The following is a 17237-nucleotide window of genomic DNA, read 5'->3' as shown; positions in this document are numbered from 1 at the left end:
AAACGCGAACATTCAAATTTCAGAACAAACATAGCCGTAACTCTTAGCTTATATTTTTGCTAAAAAGCCAGCATTCAAATTGTCAATGGCTCATAGAAGCTATGAAAATTATATTATTTTCCAAAAAGTTAGCAGCTAAGGTGTTTCTTTGAAAGCCAATGAACCAAAAAATAACAGTCACCATCATTACCTTAAATGAAGAAGAGCGTATCAAGGATTGTATTGAATCTGCATGGCAGGTAGCGGATGAAATAATCGTTGTTGACAGCCTTAGCACGGACAAGACAAGAGAGATTGCAAAAAGCTTAGGCGCACAGGTTGTTGAACAGAGTTATCTAGGTGATGGTTTGCAGAAAGATTTTGGTGTGCAATTCGCCAAAAACGATTGGATTTTGCATTTGGATGCCGACGAGTACTTAGACGAGCAAATGATTAAGGAAATTCAGGATATTAATTATGCTGAAACAGCTTATGACGCTTATGCTTTCCGAAGAAAAAATTATATCGGTACACGGTGGCAGAAAGTTTGGTATCCCGATTATATGATTAGGCTATACCATAAAGATCGTTGCCGTTTTTCGCCGATGATTGGGCATACCTCATTGACAACAAACAACTACCTGAGAATGGAAGGCAATATTATCCATTATTCTTTCAAGGACTTGAGCGACTATCTCATGCGGACAGCAAAATACAGCAAAAGGGATGCAAAAGTGCTTGTTGAGAGCAATCGAAAAATCAGTACCTGGGATCCGGTTATTCATGGGACTGCTTCCTTTGTGAAATATTACTTCCTGAAAAGAGGCTTCATCTATGGGCTTGATGGCTTGAATGCCTCGTTGCTTGGTGCATTACGGTCTTATCTAAAATATGCCCAGGTTATAGAAATGCGCCAGAATGCCGCACTAACGCATCCTGATTGATAATCCACACATCAATTACAATAAGGCATCTCAGCGCAAGTTTACTTCGCTACGAAATGCTTTGAATGGGAAAATCATTTGCATCAACAAACTTTACACAACATCGATATGAGTCAGCACACTATCAAGCTAATACAGCAGAATTTGCTAGGTTACGGTGTGTTCATAACCGCACTATTTATCATATCAATTTATCTATCGACCGCTTTAGCAATCATTATCTCTGTGGTAATGGGCTTATTGTGGCTGCTTACCTTTCAATTCCAAAAGTTACCCGCCGTCTTTAAGGATTCTTCGGTTGCAACATGGGCGTTGCTATTGTATCTATGTTTTATCCTGGGCTTTAGTTATGGGGATGTTCCCAGTGAGGAGGCATTTTCTATGCTCAGAAAATATCGAGAGTTGTTTTTTATTCCCTTACTCTCCTGTTTTTTCACCAATGAACGTTATCGACTTTGGGCTTGGAAAGCTTTCATCCTTGCATCAGTGCTGACGCTATTGGGTTCTTACTTGATGGATTTTGGTATTATGGATATGTTCAGGCATAAGACCTTTACCCTTAAAAGTCGCATCACCCACAGCATTTTCATCGCTTTTTTTATGTTTTTTTGTGCACACAAGGCATTTGATAATAATAAGCATACCAAATGGTATTTAGCATTATTACTATTTGGAATTTACAATCTTTTCTTTCTCGTTGATGGGCGCACCGGGCAGCTAGTTTTTATGGTTTTGGCACCCCTTTTAGCTGTTCAGCGTTTTGGCAAAAAAGGGCTGCTGGTTTCAATGAGCTTACTGATTGTTCTTTTGGCACTGTATTTTAGTTATTTAGATAAATCAATCCGAATTCATGAAGGATTGGATAATACACGGGCTTATATCAATCATAAGCCTGAAAAAAGGCCAACTTCTATGGGTTTAAGGTACAAATTCTGGGAAAACTCCCTGAAACTGGTTACCGAAAAACCTTGGCTGGGTCATGGCACTGGCAGTTTTTCTCAAGAATACCAGCGAGTAACGGGGGCTCACCTCGATAATATAAAAAATCCCCATAACGAGTTTTTGTTGATAGCCGTTCAGTTCGGTTTGTTGGGTTTTCTTGTGTATTCAGGATTTCTTTTCAGTCAGTATTACTGTTCCAAAACATTACCTGATTCAGAAAAATGGCTGGCGCAGGGGCTTTTACTTACGTTAATCATTACCAGTTTATTTAATAGTCCATTTCTCGATCACACGGAGGGACATTGGTTTGCTGTGATGATAGCGCTGTGCTTTGCGCCTAATATTTCGCGCAGTAAACTTGTGTAACAATGAAAACATCAACAAGTGCAGGCATTCAAATTTACAAACGGTTATTGGTCTACGTAAAACCTTACCGTGGTCTTTTTGCCATCAGTATTTTGGGTTTTTCCATCTATTCCGGCACCCAGTCCGCATTGGTAGTACTCATTAGGCATATTGTTGATACCTTACAAACTGAGACACGAGAAGGGATGTTTTATTTGCCCTTGTTTTTTAGTGGTGTATTTGTCGTGCAAGGTATTGGTACGTATTTGGGCAACTATTTTCTGGCAAAAGTTTCGACTAATGTCGTCCATGCCTTGCGCTGCGAGATATTCGACAAATATACAGAACTGCCCACCGCCTTCTTCGATGCTAATAATAGCGGTTACCTGATTTCCAGGATTACCAATAATGTCGGTGAAATGACCAAGGCAAGTACGGACGCAATACGTACTTTTGTAAGGGAAGGTTTGACGGTAGTGGGGCTGTTGATTTATCTGTTCTATTCCAATTGGATGCTATCCCTCGTTTTCGTTGCTATTACTCCCATTATCGTCGTGCTGGTTAAGTACGTCAGTAAACGGCTCAGGATGATTAGCAGAAGAATACAAGATTCTATTGGTGACATCACTCACATAACGTCAGAACTGGTTACTGGACACCGTATCGTGCGCGGCTATGGCGGCGAGGAATATGAACGCCGGCGGTTTTTGGAAAGCAGCTTATATAATCGGCGGCAATCGTTAAAACTCGCCACCACCACAGCGATACACAACCCTATCATGCAATTTATAATTGCCATAGCACTCTCTTTTTTGATGTATATGGCACTGATCTTCATGAAACAAGCCAGTGTCGGTGAATTTATCGCATATCTGATGGCAGCCATACTATTGCAACGGCCAATAAGGCAATTGAGTGATGCCAACAGCGATATTCAGAAAGGTATCGCGGCGGCTCAAACGATATTTGAGATTTTGGATGTGCCAGGTGAAGTTGATGAAGGCAGTTATCAAGTCCAAAAGGCTAAGGGCGCGTTGGAATTCAAAAACCTGTCTTTTAATTATGTAGGGGCAAAAGAATCTGCACTTATTGATATTAGTTTCAAGGCTGAACCCGGGCAAACCATCGCGCTGGTCGGGTCTTCTGGGGGTGGGAAAAGTACGCTGGTGAATTTGGTGTCGCGTTTTTATCAACATGAAGTAGGTGAAATTCTGTTGGATGGTGTTGAAATCAATACCTACCAATTGGTAAATTTGAGGAAACAGTTGGCGCTGGTTACCCAGAATGTCACCCTGTTCAATGATACGATAGCCAATAATATCGCTTATGGCGCATTAGCTAATGCCAGTCGTACACAAATTATTGCCGCAGCCACTGATGCGTACGCCATGGAATTTATCAGCAAGATGGAACACGAGCTGAACACGGAAATTGGCGAAAATGGCGTGAAGTTGTCGGGCGGACAGCGGCAACGCCTTGCTTTGGCAAGGGCGTTGCTTAAAGATGCACCGGTTCTTATACTCGATGAGGCTACATCAGCATTAGATACCGCATCGGAGCGATACATCCAAAAAGCCCTGCAAAAGGTGATGAGCAATCGGACGACTCTAGTTATTGCCCACAGGCTATCGACGATTGAAAAAGCCGACCTTATTCTGGTCATGGAACATGGACGGATTGTGGAAAGAGGAACGCATAAGGAATTGATAGCAAAAAATGGCGCGTATGCGCGATTGCACCATATTCAATTTCAGCAGGATACTGACCATGCCCGCAAAACTGTTGATGTCATTCAGAGCTATGTATATAACCCGCATGAACCAAAGGAATTAATGTGAACGTATTGTTGTCTGTAGTCGAAGTAAGTCAAATTGAACAGCATCGTTCGACGGTTCGATGATGTGCTTATAATGAAAAACACCAAGGCTTGTTAGGAGTAAACCGTGCTGAGTATTATCACTGCCATTTACAATCAGAAATGTATGAATGAATTGTATTGGGAAAATTTGACTAAATACACGCACAACAAATTTGAATTGATTATTGTTGATAATGGTTCCGATGATGGCAGCGTCGAGTTTTTTGAATCCGTTGGCGCAACAGTTATCCGAAATGCAGCCAATTATTCTTATCCATTTTGTCAAAATCGCGGAATAGAAGTAGCACAGTATGGTTGGCTGGCTTTTTTAAACAATGACATCATTGTTTCTCCCAATTGGGATAAACACATGATGGATAGCATGGACTTTAATGGCTTAGAAGTTGCTACTTCTTGTGGTGTAGAACAACTTGAAACAAAAGTTGAAACGAGAAAATTACGGCGGCGTTGGAACAAAGTGAAGCTTATTACCTCAATCTTGGGGCAATCAAAGTTTTTCTTACAACTCGCGCATAGGCTTATGTATAAAAATTGGGTGTTATTTTGTGAACAACGTCATCACAAGTTTGAGGGTAAAGTGCGCCAAGGTTTTGTGGGTAACACCGTTGTTATGAAACGTACCGCGCTGGATAAAATAGGCTTGTGGGACGAACGTCTACAAGCCGCCGATTATGATTTGTACTACCGCACTTTAAAACGTTCTGAAAAAATAGGCGATATAAAACCGGTGCATATTTGTCTGGATACGTTTGTTCATCATTACATTCGTCTGACTTCCAAAAAGAAATACCCACCATTCTTTGACAAAGATAATTTAATCTCAGTCGAAGAAAAGTGGGGGGAATCGTTAATGGATGATTATTTCGAGTTAATGAGTCGATAAACCTGGAATAACTGATAGTAGCGCTGCTTTCATATTTGAAAGCATCCTATTAATACGAAGATCGAATTAATTTCAACAAGCTTTAATAGCTACCAAATCCAAGTGTAAAAATCCGTCATGAACATAAGGTATCCAGCGTGAAGACATTTTTGTCGGTTCTTGCCCAGCACCAAGTCGTGCTGGAACAGCTTGCAAATAATAGTGATGAAATTGAAGTGGCTGGTGCATTATTGATTAGCGTTTTAAAACAAGGTGGAAAAATCCTGCTCTGCGGTAATGGTGGTAGCGCGGCTGATTGCCAACATATCGCGGCGGAATTCGTCGTCCGTTATGAAAAAAAACGTAAGGCCTTAGCCGCTATCGCACTCACGACAGATACTTCCATATTAACCGCCGCTGCCAACGATTTCGACTTTGACTCTATTTTTTCTCGTCAAGTCGAAGCGCTGGGTAATGCCAATGATTGCTTGATCGCCATTTCGACATCTGGCCGTAGCGGCAATGTCATTGCTGCCGTAAAAGCCGCAAATAATAAGGGGATGGCTGTTATTGGCTTGACCGGAAGCGAAGGCAGCGAACTAAGCCAATTGGCGACCATGACGATCAAAGTCCCATCAAACATAACCGCGCGAATTCAAGAAGCCCACATCCTAATCGGGCATTGGTGGTGTGCGGTTGTAGAAGATGCATTCAGTCGGGAGGCATAAGGTGCTGGCAACAACACCTGATTTTTCTAAAGCCCGTGTTTTGGTAGTCGGCGATGTCATGCTTGACCGCTATTGGTCAGGCAAAGCAGCGCGGATTTCTCCCGAAGCACCTGTGCCTGTGGTGCAAGTTAAAACCATCGAAGACCGTGTCGGTGGAGCAGCTAATGTTGCCCTCAATATCGCCAAACTAGGCGGTAAAGTGACCTTATTAGGCGTGGTCGGTGATGATGAAGAAGGTCGAATCGTTAAGCAGTTACTTGAAGCTGCGGGAGTGATTTGCGATTTAATCGTCGAAAAAGCAGTTCGTAGCATCTGCAAATTACGCATTGTGGCACAGCATCAGCAATTGATTCGGGTCGATTTCGAAGAAACGCCTATCGAGTTTATCCAGACTGAGATGGTGTCACGCTTATCTCAACATTTACCCAAAAATGATGTCGTCGTTTTCTCGGATTACGGCAAGGGGACTTTGTCGCATGTTCAGCAGCATATACATCAAGCCAAACAACTATCGGTAAAAGTATTGGTTGATCCCAAAGGCGTAGATTACCAACGCTATGCTCAAGCAGACCTTATTACACCTAATTGGTCTGAATTCCAGGCCGTCATGGGTGGGTGTGATAATGAAGAAGATTTGCTGACAAAAGGTCGTGAACTCATCAACACCTATCAGATTCCAAACCTGCTAGTGACTCGCGGCGAAGCGGGTATGACGATGTTACAGAAAGACCAAGTACATTCTATATCTGCACAAGCCAAAGATGTATTTGATGTTACCGGTGCTGGAGATACCGTCATCGCAGTATTGGCAGCATGTGTCGCTATCGACATGGATTGGTACGATGCCATGTACTTAGGGAATTTGGCTGGTGGCATAGTCGTCGGCAAATTAGGCACATCAACTGTTTCTATTGCCGAGCTTACTCGTGCCATGCACGGCGACAAAGATTCGCAATATGGCGTGGTTTCAGAAGCGGAATTGATAGCTCTTATTGCCACAGCGAAAGCCAATGGCGAGAAGATCATTATGACTAACGGTTGCTTTGATTTGTTGCATGTCGGCCATGTAACTTATTTAGAACAGGCCAAAGCGTTGGGTGATCGCTTGTGTGTGGCGGTAAATTCGGACGAATCTGTTAAAAAACTCAAAGGCGAATCCAGACCCATCAATAGCTTACAGGCACGAATGACAGTTTTAGCCGCATTGTCCTGCGTAGACTGGGTTGTGCCATTTACCGAAGACACACCCGTGCGTCTGTACTGTAGCGTATTACCGGATGTCATCGTTAAAGGCGGTGATTACCAGCCAGAGCAAGTAGCAGGTGGCGATTGCGTTATCAAGGCAGGTGGCGAGGTAAAAATCCTGTCCTTTGTGGAAGGACAATCAACAACGGCGATGATTAAAAAATCACAAGCTGCTATCGAGTAAGGCTAATGTGCAAAAATTCTTGTTTTGAGTAAATTGCTCAGAAACCGTCTCGGCTAGCAACCTCAACACGGCTACGCGCTAAACATTTTATACAAAGCGTAGAAAATATTAGTTGTTGCCAATCCGATTATCGTAAAAAAGGTAACTTGCATCCCAAGCACTCGGTAACGAAGGTTTTCAGACAGCAAACCCTTTGCATGTGCCAATCGACCCACAATGATGGCAATACCACCGATATGCACAAACCAGACATTCGCGCCGCTGAATTCCAGAAGTATCAGTAATATCAAGGTTATCGGAATGTATTCAGTTGCATTACCTTGCGCCCTGATCGCATTTTGAAGTTGTGCTACCCCACCATCGCCTAATATAACTTTGTTGGCACGGCGTAATTTTATGACGTTTAGAGATAAGTAAACGATCAATAAAGCCAATATTCCTGCGTATATAGGACTAACCATAAGCCCTCCAGAAGCATCTAAGTTTGTATAAGCTTTATCGTAACCTGTACGACTGTACCTTGCTAGTAAACACGCACCAAAACCCGACCAGCACATTAAGCCTACGTTCATTGACTAAGGATTAGACTAGGCTCAACTTTTTAAGGGTTAGCACCTTTAATGTTGTGCCTTTAGTTTAAATAACGTTTAACTTTCTGGAGCAGATAATGAAAAAATTATTAGTTTTGATGGCTTTATTAGGTTTTGCACTCATTCTACAGGGTTGTGCTGTATATCCTAATGGTTACCGAGGTGCTTATAACGGCTATAACAACGGCTACCAATCTAACGGGTATTATGGTGGTGGACATCATGGTTGGCATGGTGGTCGCGGCTGGAATGGTGGCGGTAATAATTGGGGTGGGCATCATGGCTGGAGAGGACATCATGGTCAACACGATGACGATTAATTCCGCAAGGTTCGTATTGAATCCGTAATATACACTCCCTGCTATGATATAAATATCAAGCGTAGATGCAGCTCCATGATGAGGATAAGCGCTTGAGCTATAAAAGGTCAGATTTATATAAGCCAGTCGCGCTAAACAAGCCGCTTAATCGTAAGCAACGCCCACGCTACGTTAACATTCCGGTATTATGAGATAACTTAAAATCCCTACTCTTTGATAGTGTAGGGATTTTTGAATTTGTAGAATTTCCCGTTATCCTGATTATGTGCCAGAAAGTTGACCGCGCTATATGGAAATAAAACAAATCACCGCCATAAACCAAGTGGATAGCCAAGCTTGGAACGCACTTATTGGGGATGGCTATCCCTTTATGCGGCATGAGTTTTTGTTAGCATTGGAGGAAAGTGCTTGTGTGTCTAAGCAGGCGGGTTGGCAACCTAAGCATTTGCTGGTTACTGAAAGCAACAATCTAATTGCGGCAATGCCGTTGTATCTTAAAACTCATTCCCGTGGCGAGTATGTGTTTGATAATCAATGGGCTTATGCTTATGAGCAGAACGGGGTAAGTTATTATCCTAAATGGTTGACTGCTATTCCTTTTACGCCGTGTCAGGGCTTGCGGATTGCAATTAATGACCACGCCGATCAACAGCAAATAACCGAATTGCTGGTTGATTTCATCAAAATACAATCTGAGCAAGACGGTATTTCTTCCTGGCATTGTTTATTCCCCGTCGGTGAGCAACTGGAATCATTCCGTGCCTTGGGCTTGGCAATTCGAGAAGGCGTGCAATTCCAATGGTTTAACAAAAATTACCAGACCTTCGATGACTTTCTAAGTACGTTGAACGCCAGTAAGCGCAAGATGCTGAAACGTGAACGCCGGAAGGTCATCGAGCAAGACATTGAAATGGTTCAGCTATCAGGTGGGGAAGTCAGTGAGTATCAGTGGCAGGTATTTTATGATTTTTATCAGATGACGTATCTTAAGCATGGTACGCGGCCTTATCTGAATCTCGATTTTTTCCTGAGATGTGCTGAGACAATGAGCGACCAACTGCTGTTAGCGTTTGCCCTGAAAGACGGCGCGTATGTCGGTGCGGCACTCAGTTTTGTGGGTAGCGATACCTTATATGGCCGTTATTGGGGCTGTCTTGAGGAATACAACGCGCTACATTTTGAGGCGTGTTACTATCAGGGGCTGGATTATTGCATTGCCAAAGGACTCAAGCGTTTTGATTCTGGCGCACAGGGCGAACATAAAATTGCCCGTGGTTTTGAACCAGTCACGACCTATTCCGCGCACTGGTTTCAAGATGAGCGCTTTGCCAAAGCCATCGCGCAGTTTTTGGTCAGAGAAAAAAATGCAGTGCAATTTTATAAGGATGATGCGACAAAATATCTGCCATTTAAAAAATAACCGACATTATCGGCTTGAATAGTAAAATAGCTCTCGGAATAAAATTAACTCATTGCCAATTACTCGACCATTAGGAGAAAAAAGTGTCCGATTATAAAAAATATGAATGCGCCGTTTGTGGACATATTTATGATGAAGAAGCAGGCGATCCCGATTCTGATCTTGCGCCAGGTACGTTATGGGAAGATATTCCAGACGATTGGCATTGCCCGGAATGCGGCGTAGGCAAAAGTGATTTTGAGTTAATCAACTAAAAGATGCGGTAAGATTGGTTTAACAATAATAATTAAAACCTAAAAAAATTAGGAAGGCAGCATGAACATTGTCATTGTTGGATCAGGTATCGCGGGTGTGACCTTTGCCGAAAAGTATCGGGCACTGTCCCCAGATGCTGAAATCGTTTTGGTGACCTGTGAACACGACGGTTACTATTCCAGGCCGCTGCTATCCCGTGGTTTTACCAAGACCGATATTGAGCAGTCCATTATCCTCAAGGGTTTCGAGAAGTTGCGTGAAAATAATATTGATGTCATTGCTGGCTCGGAAGTCACTGCGATTGATCGTAACGCGAAGACAATCGCCATTGACGGCCCAGGTCAGGAAAAATCATTATCTTATGACAAGTTGATATTGGCTCAGGGATCGGCAGCATTCGTGCCGCCACCGTTCCGTCCTTTTGAAAAGCTGTTTTTTAGCTTAAATAGCCTTGTCGATTTAAAAGCTATGCGGAAATTCCGCCAGCCGTTTTTAAGCCAAAATAAACATCCCCATTGGGCCGTAATTGGGGGCGGGTTGATCGGTTGTGAAGTCGCCTCAGATTTGGCTGTTGCTGGCGATAAGGTGACTGTTTATCACGCGATGGATAGGTTGATGGAACGGCAATTGGTTGCCGAGGATTCAGCTTCCCTACTCGGCGTCCTCCAATCATCAGGTATTGCAGTTTTATTTAATCAAGCCGTGCATGGCATCGTTGAGGAAGGCGGTAAAATGTGCGTAGAAACGGATGTGAATACCGAGTTTGATGCCGTTATCGTCGCGTGCGGGTTTAAACCACGCACCGAATTAGCCCAACAGGCTGGTTTGGACGTAGGCAGGGGGATAAAGGTTAATCCTTACTTACAAACCAGCGATGAAGCTATTTTTGCTGTGGGTGATGCCGCTGAATTGCCTGACGGCAAGCTCTACGCCTACATCCTGCCCATCCGTAGCCAAGCCTTGTGGTTAGCGAATTATCTGGCAGGACAAGAGCAAGTGGCCTGGTCGCCCGCACCGTTTTCGACTAAGGCCAAGGTGCATGGATTTGAGGCGGGGCATCCGTATAATCTTTAGTTGGGCGGTTGCATCCATTAACGCTTAAAAATTAAATCAACCATGATTCCAGCAAAGCATTGGGTCGAAACGCTCACGCACACTATCCACCGGTATTTCATTTGGATAATTATCACTTCCTATTTTATCGCCGCCTTACTGCCAGGATTTGGCATTTGGATTCGTGAAGTTGAGTTGGGTAGCATCGTTTTGTTCCAAAATAAAATAGACTTTTCCTTGCCGCCACTGATGCTGTCGTTATTATTGTTCAACGCAGGGCTGGGAGTAAAAACTAAGCAGCTTACTCAACTGGCGCAAAAGCCATTGATCCTGTTAAGCGGTTTGTCAGGCAATGTGTTGATACCACTATTCTTTATTATCGGCATTAGCTTCATCATGAAGTTCTGGCATAATCCAGAAGAAGTACAGCATATTCTTGTTGGTCTCGCACTGGTTGCTTCTATGCCGATTGCTGGAGCATCCACGGCATGGGCGCAAAACGCCAATGGCAACCTTGCTTTAAGCCTAGGCTTGGTATTGCTCGCCACTTTACTCAGCCCGATACTCACTCCATTGGTTCTTCATGCTGTCGGTTTCGTGACCACAGGTGATTATTCTGAAGATTTACATGAAATCGCTTCTGATGGTGTGATAACGTTTCTGGGAATTTGGGTCATCCTGCCGTCATTGCTAGGCATCTTGGCGCATCGTCTCATCGGTGAGTCCCGGCTTGCCGAGGTAAAACCTCATGTAAAACTCATAAACTATTGCATCCTGTTATTGCTGAATTATTCCAACGCTTCTCTAAGTTTGCCCAAAGCATTGTCGCAACCGGACATCGACTTTTTAGCCATTATGTTGGCAATTGTTGTTGCGCTTTGTCTTGCTACCTTTGCTACTGGTTATCTGCTGGCGCAAATTTTCCGCTCAGACCGTAAAGACATGGCCTCGTTGATGTTTGGTCTTGGCATGAACAACAATGGCACAGGGCTGGTGCTTGTCTCAGTCGCTTTAGCCGACCACCCGCAAGTCATGTTGCCGATTATTTTTTATAACCTCGTCCAGCATCTTATTGCTTCATTCGTTGATTTTACTTTGTTTCAGCGTAGATCGGAATTGTACATGCCAGTACGTAGGATGCGGTGAACAGAGTGAACCGCATCAATCGCGAAACTTGAACGATGCGGTTCGTACCTCACCGCATCCTACGTCCTCAATTTAATAACAATGCCCCAACACCGCTATCCTGATTCCGACATCGCCGCCGTTTACCGCGCCATTTACGAACGCCGCGACGTGCGCCATTTCTTGCCTGATCCGGTTGACCCTGAAATTTTCAACCAATTGCTGGCTGCCGCGCACCATGCGCCCAGTGTGGGTTTTATGCAGCCGTGGCGGTTTATCCGTATCAGCGATTCGGGTTTACGCAAGGGCATCCACAATCTGGTCGAAAAAGAAAGAATCCTCACTGCCAAAGCCTTAAACGAACGTGAAGATGAATTCATGAAGCTGAAAGTCGAAGGTATCCTGGAGTGCGGCGAAGTATTGGTTGCCGCTTTGTGTGATCGGCGCGAAGATTTTATCTTTGGTCGCCGCACCTTACCGGAAATGGATTTAGCTTCGTTGTCGTGTGCAATCCAAAATATGTGGCTCGCCGCCAGGGCGGAAGGGCTGGGTATGGGCTGGGTGTCCCTGTTTGAACCGCAAGCCTTGAAAGCGTTATTTAGTATGCCGGAAGACAGCCACCCCGTGGCTATCTTATGTTTAGGTCATGTGGAAAAGTTCTACGACAAACCTATGCTTGAGCAGGAACAGTGGGCAGAGCGAAGAAACATCAATGAATTGGTCTTTGAAAATAACTGGAACAGTCCGTGTCGCTAGGTTTTAGCATTAATCCGGTCTCCTCACGGCTAAAGCCTGACCTACAAGCCAAAATCGACCAAAAAACTAAACCGCTGGGTGCGTTAGGACAATTAGAAAACCTCGCACTGAAAATAGGCTTGATCCAAAATAGCCTAGAACCCAAACTAAATAAGCCAACCATTCTCATTTTTGCCGGTGATCACGGCATAGTAGAATCAGGGGTCAGCGCGTATCCGCAAGCTGTTACCGCACAAATGGTTGCCAATTTTTTGGCGGGAGGTGCGGCGATCAGTGTATTTGCAAGGCAACACAGCTTGGAATTGTTGATTGTGGATGCTGGGGTTAATGCTGATTTCCCTCACCCCAACCCTCTCCCAGAGGGAGAGGGGGCTTTTAGTGGTCATCCCAAACTGATTAATGCAAAAATAGCCGAAGGCACAAAAAACTTTCTTTATGATTCTGCCATGTCTGCAAATCAGTGCCTAAAAGCCATACATTCAGGTGCAGAACTGGTAAGACAACAGCATACAAACGGCTGTAACTGTATTGGTTTTGGTGAAATGGGTATAGGCAACACCTCATCCGCCGCTTTGCTTGCACATTGCCTGACTGGTCTTTCAATGGAACAATGCGTTGGTCGCGGTACTGGTTTGGATGATAGCCAGTTACACCATAAGCACGACGTGTTACAGCAAGCCTTAAATTTCCATAAAGATATAACAGCACCACTGGATGTGCTGGCTACTTTCGGCGGTTTTGAAATTGCCATGATGGTGGGCGCTTACCTCAAGGCCGCCGAGCTAGGAATGCTGATTATGGTCGATGGCTTTATTGCCAGTGCCTCGCTGCTAGTGGCATACAAACTGTATCCGACTGTGTTGGATTATTGCGTGTTCTGCCACGTATCTTCCGAGCAAGGCCATAAAGCTTTATTGTCGTACCTTAAAGCTCAGCCCCTATTGAACCTGGAATTACGTTTGGGTGAAGGCTCAGGAATTGCCGTTGCCTATCCGTTAATCCAGTCCGCTATCTTATTTTTAAACGAGATGTCCACGTTTGCTGATGCTGGGGTCGATCAGCAAACAAGCCACTAGGTATGCCACAACTAAAACTATTCTTCCTTGCCCTTAGTTTCTATACACGGCTACCTGCACCCAAAGATCAGGACTACAACCAATTGCCGCAAGCCAGCATTTATCTGCCCTTGGTCGGCTGGGTGGTGGGTGGATTAACTGGATTGTGTTTTTATCTGGCGAATCTGTTGTGGGTGCAAACAACCGGAGTGATACTGGCTTTAATTGCAGGGATTTTGCTCACAGGCGCATTTCATGAAGACGGTTTTGCCGATGTCTGTGACGGTTTTGGTGGCGGTTACGACAAGCAACGCATTCTGGACATCATGAAAGATTCGCAGATTGGCGCTTATGGTGCGCTCGGCCTGTTATTGTTGATGGCCTTAAAAATCAGTTTGCTGAGTTCGCTGCCAGCCGCTTCCGTACCCCTATTATTGTTTGCCGGACATAGTATTAGCCGCTTTCAACCGTTACTGTTGATGCGAACTTATGATTATGCCCGAAGCGACAACAGTAAAGGCAGTGTGGCAGTTTATAAGCCCAGTACCCAGGAGTTACTTATTGCGGGGACTATTGCCTTACTGCCTTTGCTGTTGCTCCCGTTACTTTGCAGTTTAGCCATCCCTCTTGTGCTATTAGCTAATTGGCGATTAGGCCGTTATTTCTATCGTCACATCGGCGGTTATACTGGCGATTGCCTAGGTACTAGCCAGCAAGTGGCGGAAGTTATTTTTTATCTAAGCATCAGCGCATTGTGGACATTTACCTGATCCGCCATACCAAGACAGAGACCGTTAACGGCTTATGTTATGGTCAAAGCGATGTCGAGTTAGCCGACAGTTTCGTAGCTGAGGCGCGGCTTATACGCGAAAAATTACCCGATTTATCGGTGGATTGCTTGATAATCAGCAGCCCATTAAGCCGTTGCGTACAATTGGCGCAAACTTTTTCCAAGCCAATTGAGACGGATGACCGTTTGCAGGAAGTTAATTTTGGTGATTGGGAAAACCAACGCTTTGACGATATAGATGCAGATGTGTTGAAAAACTGGACGGAAAATTTTGTGACGACATCGCCACCAAATGGTGAATGTTTTGGCGAATTGTGCCAACGTGTTGGCAGCTTTTGGGATGAATTGCTTTTAAAGAATCCAGCCAAACAGGTTTTACTTGTCACCCATGCCGGCGTTATTCGTGCCTTGTTGGCTCATGTATTGCAAATGCCACCAGCCAATGCTTTTAAATTTCGTGTTGATGTTGGTTCGCTGCATAAGCTGCAACATATCAACGATTACACATACATTCATTACCTCAACCAATAAGGTAGCGGGTGAAACCTGTAACTTGATAGGCAGGAGTGGCAAACCTAGGTTTGCCCTCCAAAATACATGCGAACCACAGGCATGAAGCCAACAAGTCCGTCAAAATGCAGATTTAATCCACTACCCAATAAATAAATCTATAAATGCACCCATTAGCCGTTTTTGGCACCAGTTCCGATGCCGGAAAAACCACCGTCACGATGGCGCTATGCCGTCTTTTTGCAGATCGTGGCATCCGTATTGCGCCGTTTAAAGCGCAGAATGTCTCCAATAATTCTGCGGTTACACCGGAAGGGCGGGAAATTTCAAGGGCACAATGTTTCCAAGCAGAAGCCGCACGGGTTGCGCCCAGTCATTTGTTTAATCCGGTGTTGCTGAAGTCTTATGGGGACAGTTCTGTACAGGTTATTGTGAATGGCTTGGTTTATAAAAACCAGTCGATTACGAGTTATTACGATGAAATGACCAGCCTAAAAGAACACGTAGCACGGGCGTTTACACAGCTGCAACAAGATTATGATCTGGTGATTGCCGAAGGCGCTGGTTCGCCGGTAGAGTTGAATCTGCTGGATCGAGATCTTTCCAATAGCTTTATTGCCAGCACTTTCAAGACCAAAAATATATTGGTCGCGGACATCGAGCGCGGCGGTGTTTTTGCTTCCATTTATGGCACATTGGAACTGATGGAACCGGTCATGCGAGAAAATCTTATTGGCGTGGTCATCAATAAATTTCGGGGGGATAGGCGTTTTTTTACCGACGGCGAACGCATTATCAAGGAACGGTTTGGTGTACCTGTTTTGGGCGTATTGCCTTATATGCCACTGAATATTGATATGGAGGATTCCCAATCGCTACAGAATTACCAACAACGTTTGGGTGATGTCAAAATCCGCATCGCGGTGATTACTTACCCAGGCTTAAGTAATTACAACGACCTGGACGTGTTGATGGCAGATAGCGAATTGGACGTTGAATTGATCCATGCTTGCCGTCCCTTGCAAGCGTTCGATATGGTATTGTTGCCCGGCAGCAAAACAGTTATGAATGACCTACGTTGGTTGAAAAGCCAGGGTTTGTTCAATGAAATCAAGGCATTTAACAAGCCAATCTTTGGGCTGTGTGGCGGTTATCAGATGCTGTGCCAAAACTTGAATGACCCTGATGCGCTGGAACACAATACCCCAGGTATGGTAACAGGTTTCGGTTTTATCGACGATGACGTGATTTATCAAACCCCCAAGGTGCTGGCGAACGGCAGCTATACCTTATTCGGTTACGCCATCAAAGGTTATGAAATACATTATGGCCGAATGAACCGCTATCCCTTGTATTATCAAAGTCAACAAATCTGGGGTACGCATGTACATGGTCTTTTTGATGATGACGATTTTCGTAGCAGCTATTTTAAGGCGATTAATCCTGCATATAAGGGCTACGGCTATAAGGATTACCGTGAAACGGAAATTCAGCAATTTGCGGATAGGGTTGGAGAAGCCATTGACATACGAGTGTTGTTAGGCATATTAAGGGCAGAGCTATGAAGACATTATTTATTGGGGGCATCAAAAGCGGCAAATCGCGCTTGGCTGAAAGTTACATTCTTAAGCAGGCCAAGCAAAAACCTTATTACCTGGCAACCACGGAGCTTATTGACGATGAAATGCGTGAACGTATCACAGCACACCAGCAACGTCGGCAAGATCGCTTTACCACGCTAGAAGAGCCTATCCAATTGCTAAATGCCTTAAAAAATTGCGCCAGCACTGTGTTAATCGAATGTGTGTCTATGTGGTTGAACAATATGCTTTATCATCATCATAACGAAACACAAATTTTGCAGGAGTTATCTGACTGTTTGCAGTTACCCAATGACCTGGTTTTTGTGCTAAATGAAGTGGGTTTAGGCGTAATTCCCGATAATCCTTTGTCTCGGCAATTCGTCGATTTATCGGGCAAAGCCGCGCAGTTGCTGAGTGAACACTGCGATCAAGTGTTTTTTTGTTGTGCGGGACTAACTTTGCGATTAAAGTGACGACTGTTTTATGTGTAATACCTGCATGATTTTATTGTTATTTAATATATAGAGACCTTTGCACAAACAGCAGAAACTCCGGCTGACTGGTCAAAAGCCGATTTTTTTGAATTGGCATTCACCTTAATGGGCGGTATTCGGCTGAAATACGCATTTATCTCGCCATTTTTCATAAACCCTTGGCTATTTTTCGCGGTTT

General features: G+C 44.2%; 18 protein-coding genes. 17 read left to right on the top strand and 1 reads right to left on the bottom strand.

Annotated features, from left to right (window positions below; all coding sequences use genetic code 11):
* The first annotated feature begins 158 nt into the window (after positions 1-158).
* From AC1YY3_RS11600 to hldE, 6 genes are all read left to right on the top strand, one after another.
* Positions 159-923, top strand: a complete 765-nt coding sequence (locus AC1YY3_RS11600) for a glycosyltransferase family 2 protein (RefSeq protein WP_481823903.1) — start codon at positions 159-161, stop codon at positions 921-923.
* 159 nt (positions 924-1082) lie between these two features.
* Positions 1083-2231: an O-antigen ligase family protein gene (locus AC1YY3_RS11595; protein ID WP_481823904.1), complete on the top strand. Its 1149-nt coding sequence runs from the start codon at positions 1083-1085 to the stop codon at positions 2229-2231.
* Between the two features lie 2 nt (positions 2232-2233).
* Positions 2234-4048: a lipid A export permease/ATP-binding protein MsbA gene (msbA, locus tag AC1YY3_RS11590; protein WP_481823905.1), complete on the top strand. Its 1815-nt coding sequence runs from the start codon at positions 2234-2236 to the stop codon at positions 4046-4048.
* Positions 4049-4153: 105 nt separating this feature from the next.
* Complete coding sequence (locus tag AC1YY3_RS11585; protein WP_481823906.1) at positions 4154-4972, top strand: glycosyltransferase family 2 protein; 819 nt, start codon at positions 4154-4156, stop codon at positions 4970-4972.
* Positions 4973-5109: 137 nt separating this feature from the next.
* Positions 5110-5679, top strand: coding sequence for a D-sedoheptulose-7-phosphate isomerase (locus AC1YY3_RS11580; RefSeq protein WP_481823907.1), 570 nt, complete (start codon positions 5110-5112; stop codon positions 5677-5679).
* 1 nt (position 5680) lies between these two features.
* A complete protein-coding gene (hldE, locus tag AC1YY3_RS11575) occupies positions 5681-7108 on the top strand; it encodes a bifunctional D-glycero-beta-D-manno-heptose-7-phosphate kinase/D-glycero-beta-D-manno-heptose 1-phosphate adenylyltransferase HldE (RefSeq protein ID WP_481823908.1) in 1428 nt (475 codons plus the stop codon).
* 71 nt (positions 7109-7179) lie between these two features.
* Here the strand turns inward: hldE and AC1YY3_RS11570 are convergent, their stop codons facing one another.
* Positions 7180-7680, bottom strand: a complete 501-nt coding sequence (locus AC1YY3_RS11570; RefSeq protein WP_481823909.1) for an MAPEG family protein — start codon at positions 7678-7680, stop codon at positions 7180-7182.
* Between the two features lie 95 nt (positions 7681-7775).
* On the opposite strand from AC1YY3_RS11570, the gene AC1YY3_RS11565 reads away from it, so the two are divergent.
* The 11 genes from AC1YY3_RS11565 (at position 7776) to AC1YY3_RS11515 (ending at position 17038) form a co-directional block, all read left to right on the top strand.
* Entirely contained in the window at positions 7776-8018 is a 243-nt protein-coding gene (locus AC1YY3_RS11565; protein WP_481823910.1) for a hypothetical protein, read from the top strand.
* 289 nt (positions 8019-8307) lie between these two features.
* Positions 8308-9438: a GNAT family N-acetyltransferase gene (locus AC1YY3_RS11560; protein ID WP_481823911.1), complete on the top strand. Its 1131-nt coding sequence runs from the start codon at positions 8308-8310 to the stop codon at positions 9436-9438.
* An 83-nt stretch (positions 9439-9521) separates the two neighbouring features.
* Entirely contained in the window at positions 9522-9692 is a 171-nt protein-coding gene (locus tag AC1YY3_RS11555; RefSeq protein WP_481823912.1) for a rubredoxin, read from the top strand.
* A 61-nt stretch (positions 9693-9753) separates the two neighbouring features.
* Positions 9754-10767 carry an NAD(P)/FAD-dependent oxidoreductase gene (locus AC1YY3_RS11550; protein ID WP_481823913.1) on the top strand — a complete coding sequence of 338 codons (1014 nt, stop codon included), beginning with the start codon at positions 9754-9756 and terminating at the stop codon, positions 10765-10767.
* Between the two features lie 42 nt (positions 10768-10809).
* Positions 10810-11892: a bile acid:sodium symporter family protein gene (locus AC1YY3_RS11545; protein WP_482194490.1), complete on the top strand. Its 1083-nt coding sequence runs from the start codon at positions 10810-10812 to the stop codon at positions 11890-11892.
* Positions 11893-11973: 81 nt separating this feature from the next.
* Positions 11974-12627 (top strand): 5,6-dimethylbenzimidazole synthase, encoded by a 654-nt coding sequence (gene bluB / locus AC1YY3_RS11540; protein ID WP_481823915.1) that lies wholly within the window; start codon positions 11974-11976, stop codon positions 12625-12627.
* Positions 12618-13703 carry a nicotinate-nucleotide--dimethylbenzimidazole phosphoribosyltransferase gene (gene cobT, locus AC1YY3_RS11535; RefSeq protein WP_481823916.1) on the top strand — a complete coding sequence of 362 codons (1086 nt, stop codon included), beginning with the start codon at positions 12618-12620 and terminating at the stop codon, positions 13701-13703. Before bluB ends, cobT begins: the two co-directional genes overlap by 10 nt.
* Before the next feature lie 2 nt (positions 13704-13705).
* Complete coding sequence (gene cobS / locus AC1YY3_RS11530; RefSeq protein WP_481823917.1) at positions 13706-14452, top strand: adenosylcobinamide-GDP ribazoletransferase; 747 nt, start codon at positions 13706-13708, stop codon at positions 14450-14452.
* Positions 14437-15003 (top strand): alpha-ribazole phosphatase, encoded by a 567-nt coding sequence (gene cobC, locus AC1YY3_RS11525; protein ID WP_481823918.1) that lies wholly within the window; start codon positions 14437-14439, stop codon positions 15001-15003. Before cobS ends, cobC begins: the two co-directional genes overlap by 16 nt.
* 143 nt (positions 15004-15146) lie before the next feature.
* Entirely contained in the window at positions 15147-16547 is a 1401-nt protein-coding gene (locus AC1YY3_RS11520; RefSeq protein WP_482194489.1) for a cobyric acid synthase, read from the top strand.
* Entirely contained in the window at positions 16544-17038 is a 495-nt protein-coding gene (locus tag AC1YY3_RS11515; RefSeq protein ID WP_481823920.1) for a bifunctional adenosylcobinamide kinase/adenosylcobinamide-phosphate guanylyltransferase, read from the top strand. Before AC1YY3_RS11520 ends, AC1YY3_RS11515 begins: the two co-directional genes overlap by 4 nt.
* The last annotated feature ends 199 nt before the right edge of the window (positions 17039-17237 follow it).

The organism is Methyloglobulus sp. (genome assembly GCF_964779595.1).
The sequence above is the reverse complement of the archived record's forward strand: the minus strand, read 5'-3'. Positions and strand labels throughout refer to the sequence as shown.

Coding starts and splice junctions, on each gene's coding strand:
- AC1YY3_RS11600 (WP_481823903.1), top strand. CDS start 159: ATGAACCAAAAAATAACAGTCACCATCATTACCTTAAATGAAGAAGAG.
- msbA (WP_481823905.1), top strand. CDS start 2,234: ATGAAAACATCAACAAGTGCAGGCATTCAAATTTACAAACGGTTATTG.
- AC1YY3_RS11570 (WP_481823909.1), bottom strand. CDS start 7,680: ATGAACGTAGGCTTAATGTGCTGGTCGGGTTTTGGTGCGTGTTTACTA.
- AC1YY3_RS11565 (WP_481823910.1), top strand. CDS start 7,776: ATGAAAAAATTATTAGTTTTGATGGCTTTATTAGGTTTTGCACTCATT.
- AC1YY3_RS11560 (WP_481823911.1), top strand. CDS start 8,308: ATGGAAATAAAACAAATCACCGCCATAAACCAAGTGGATAGCCAAGCT.
- AC1YY3_RS11550 (WP_481823913.1), top strand. CDS start 9,754: ATGAACATTGTCATTGTTGGATCAGGTATCGCGGGTGTGACCTTTGCC.
- AC1YY3_RS11545 (WP_482194490.1), top strand. CDS start 10,810: ATGATTCCAGCAAAGCATTGGGTCGAAACGCTCACGCACACTATCCAC.
- bluB (WP_481823915.1), top strand. CDS start 11,974: ATGCCCCAACACCGCTATCCTGATTCCGACATCGCCGCCGTTTACCGC.
- cobS (WP_481823917.1), top strand. CDS start 13,706: ATGCCACAACTAAAACTATTCTTCCTTGCCCTTAGTTTCTATACACGG.
- AC1YY3_RS11520 (WP_482194489.1), top strand. CDS start 15,147: ATGCACCCATTAGCCGTTTTTGGCACCAGTTCCGATGCCGGAAAAACC.
- AC1YY3_RS11515 (WP_481823920.1), top strand. CDS start 16,544: ATGAAGACATTATTTATTGGGGGCATCAAAAGCGGCAAATCGCGCTTG.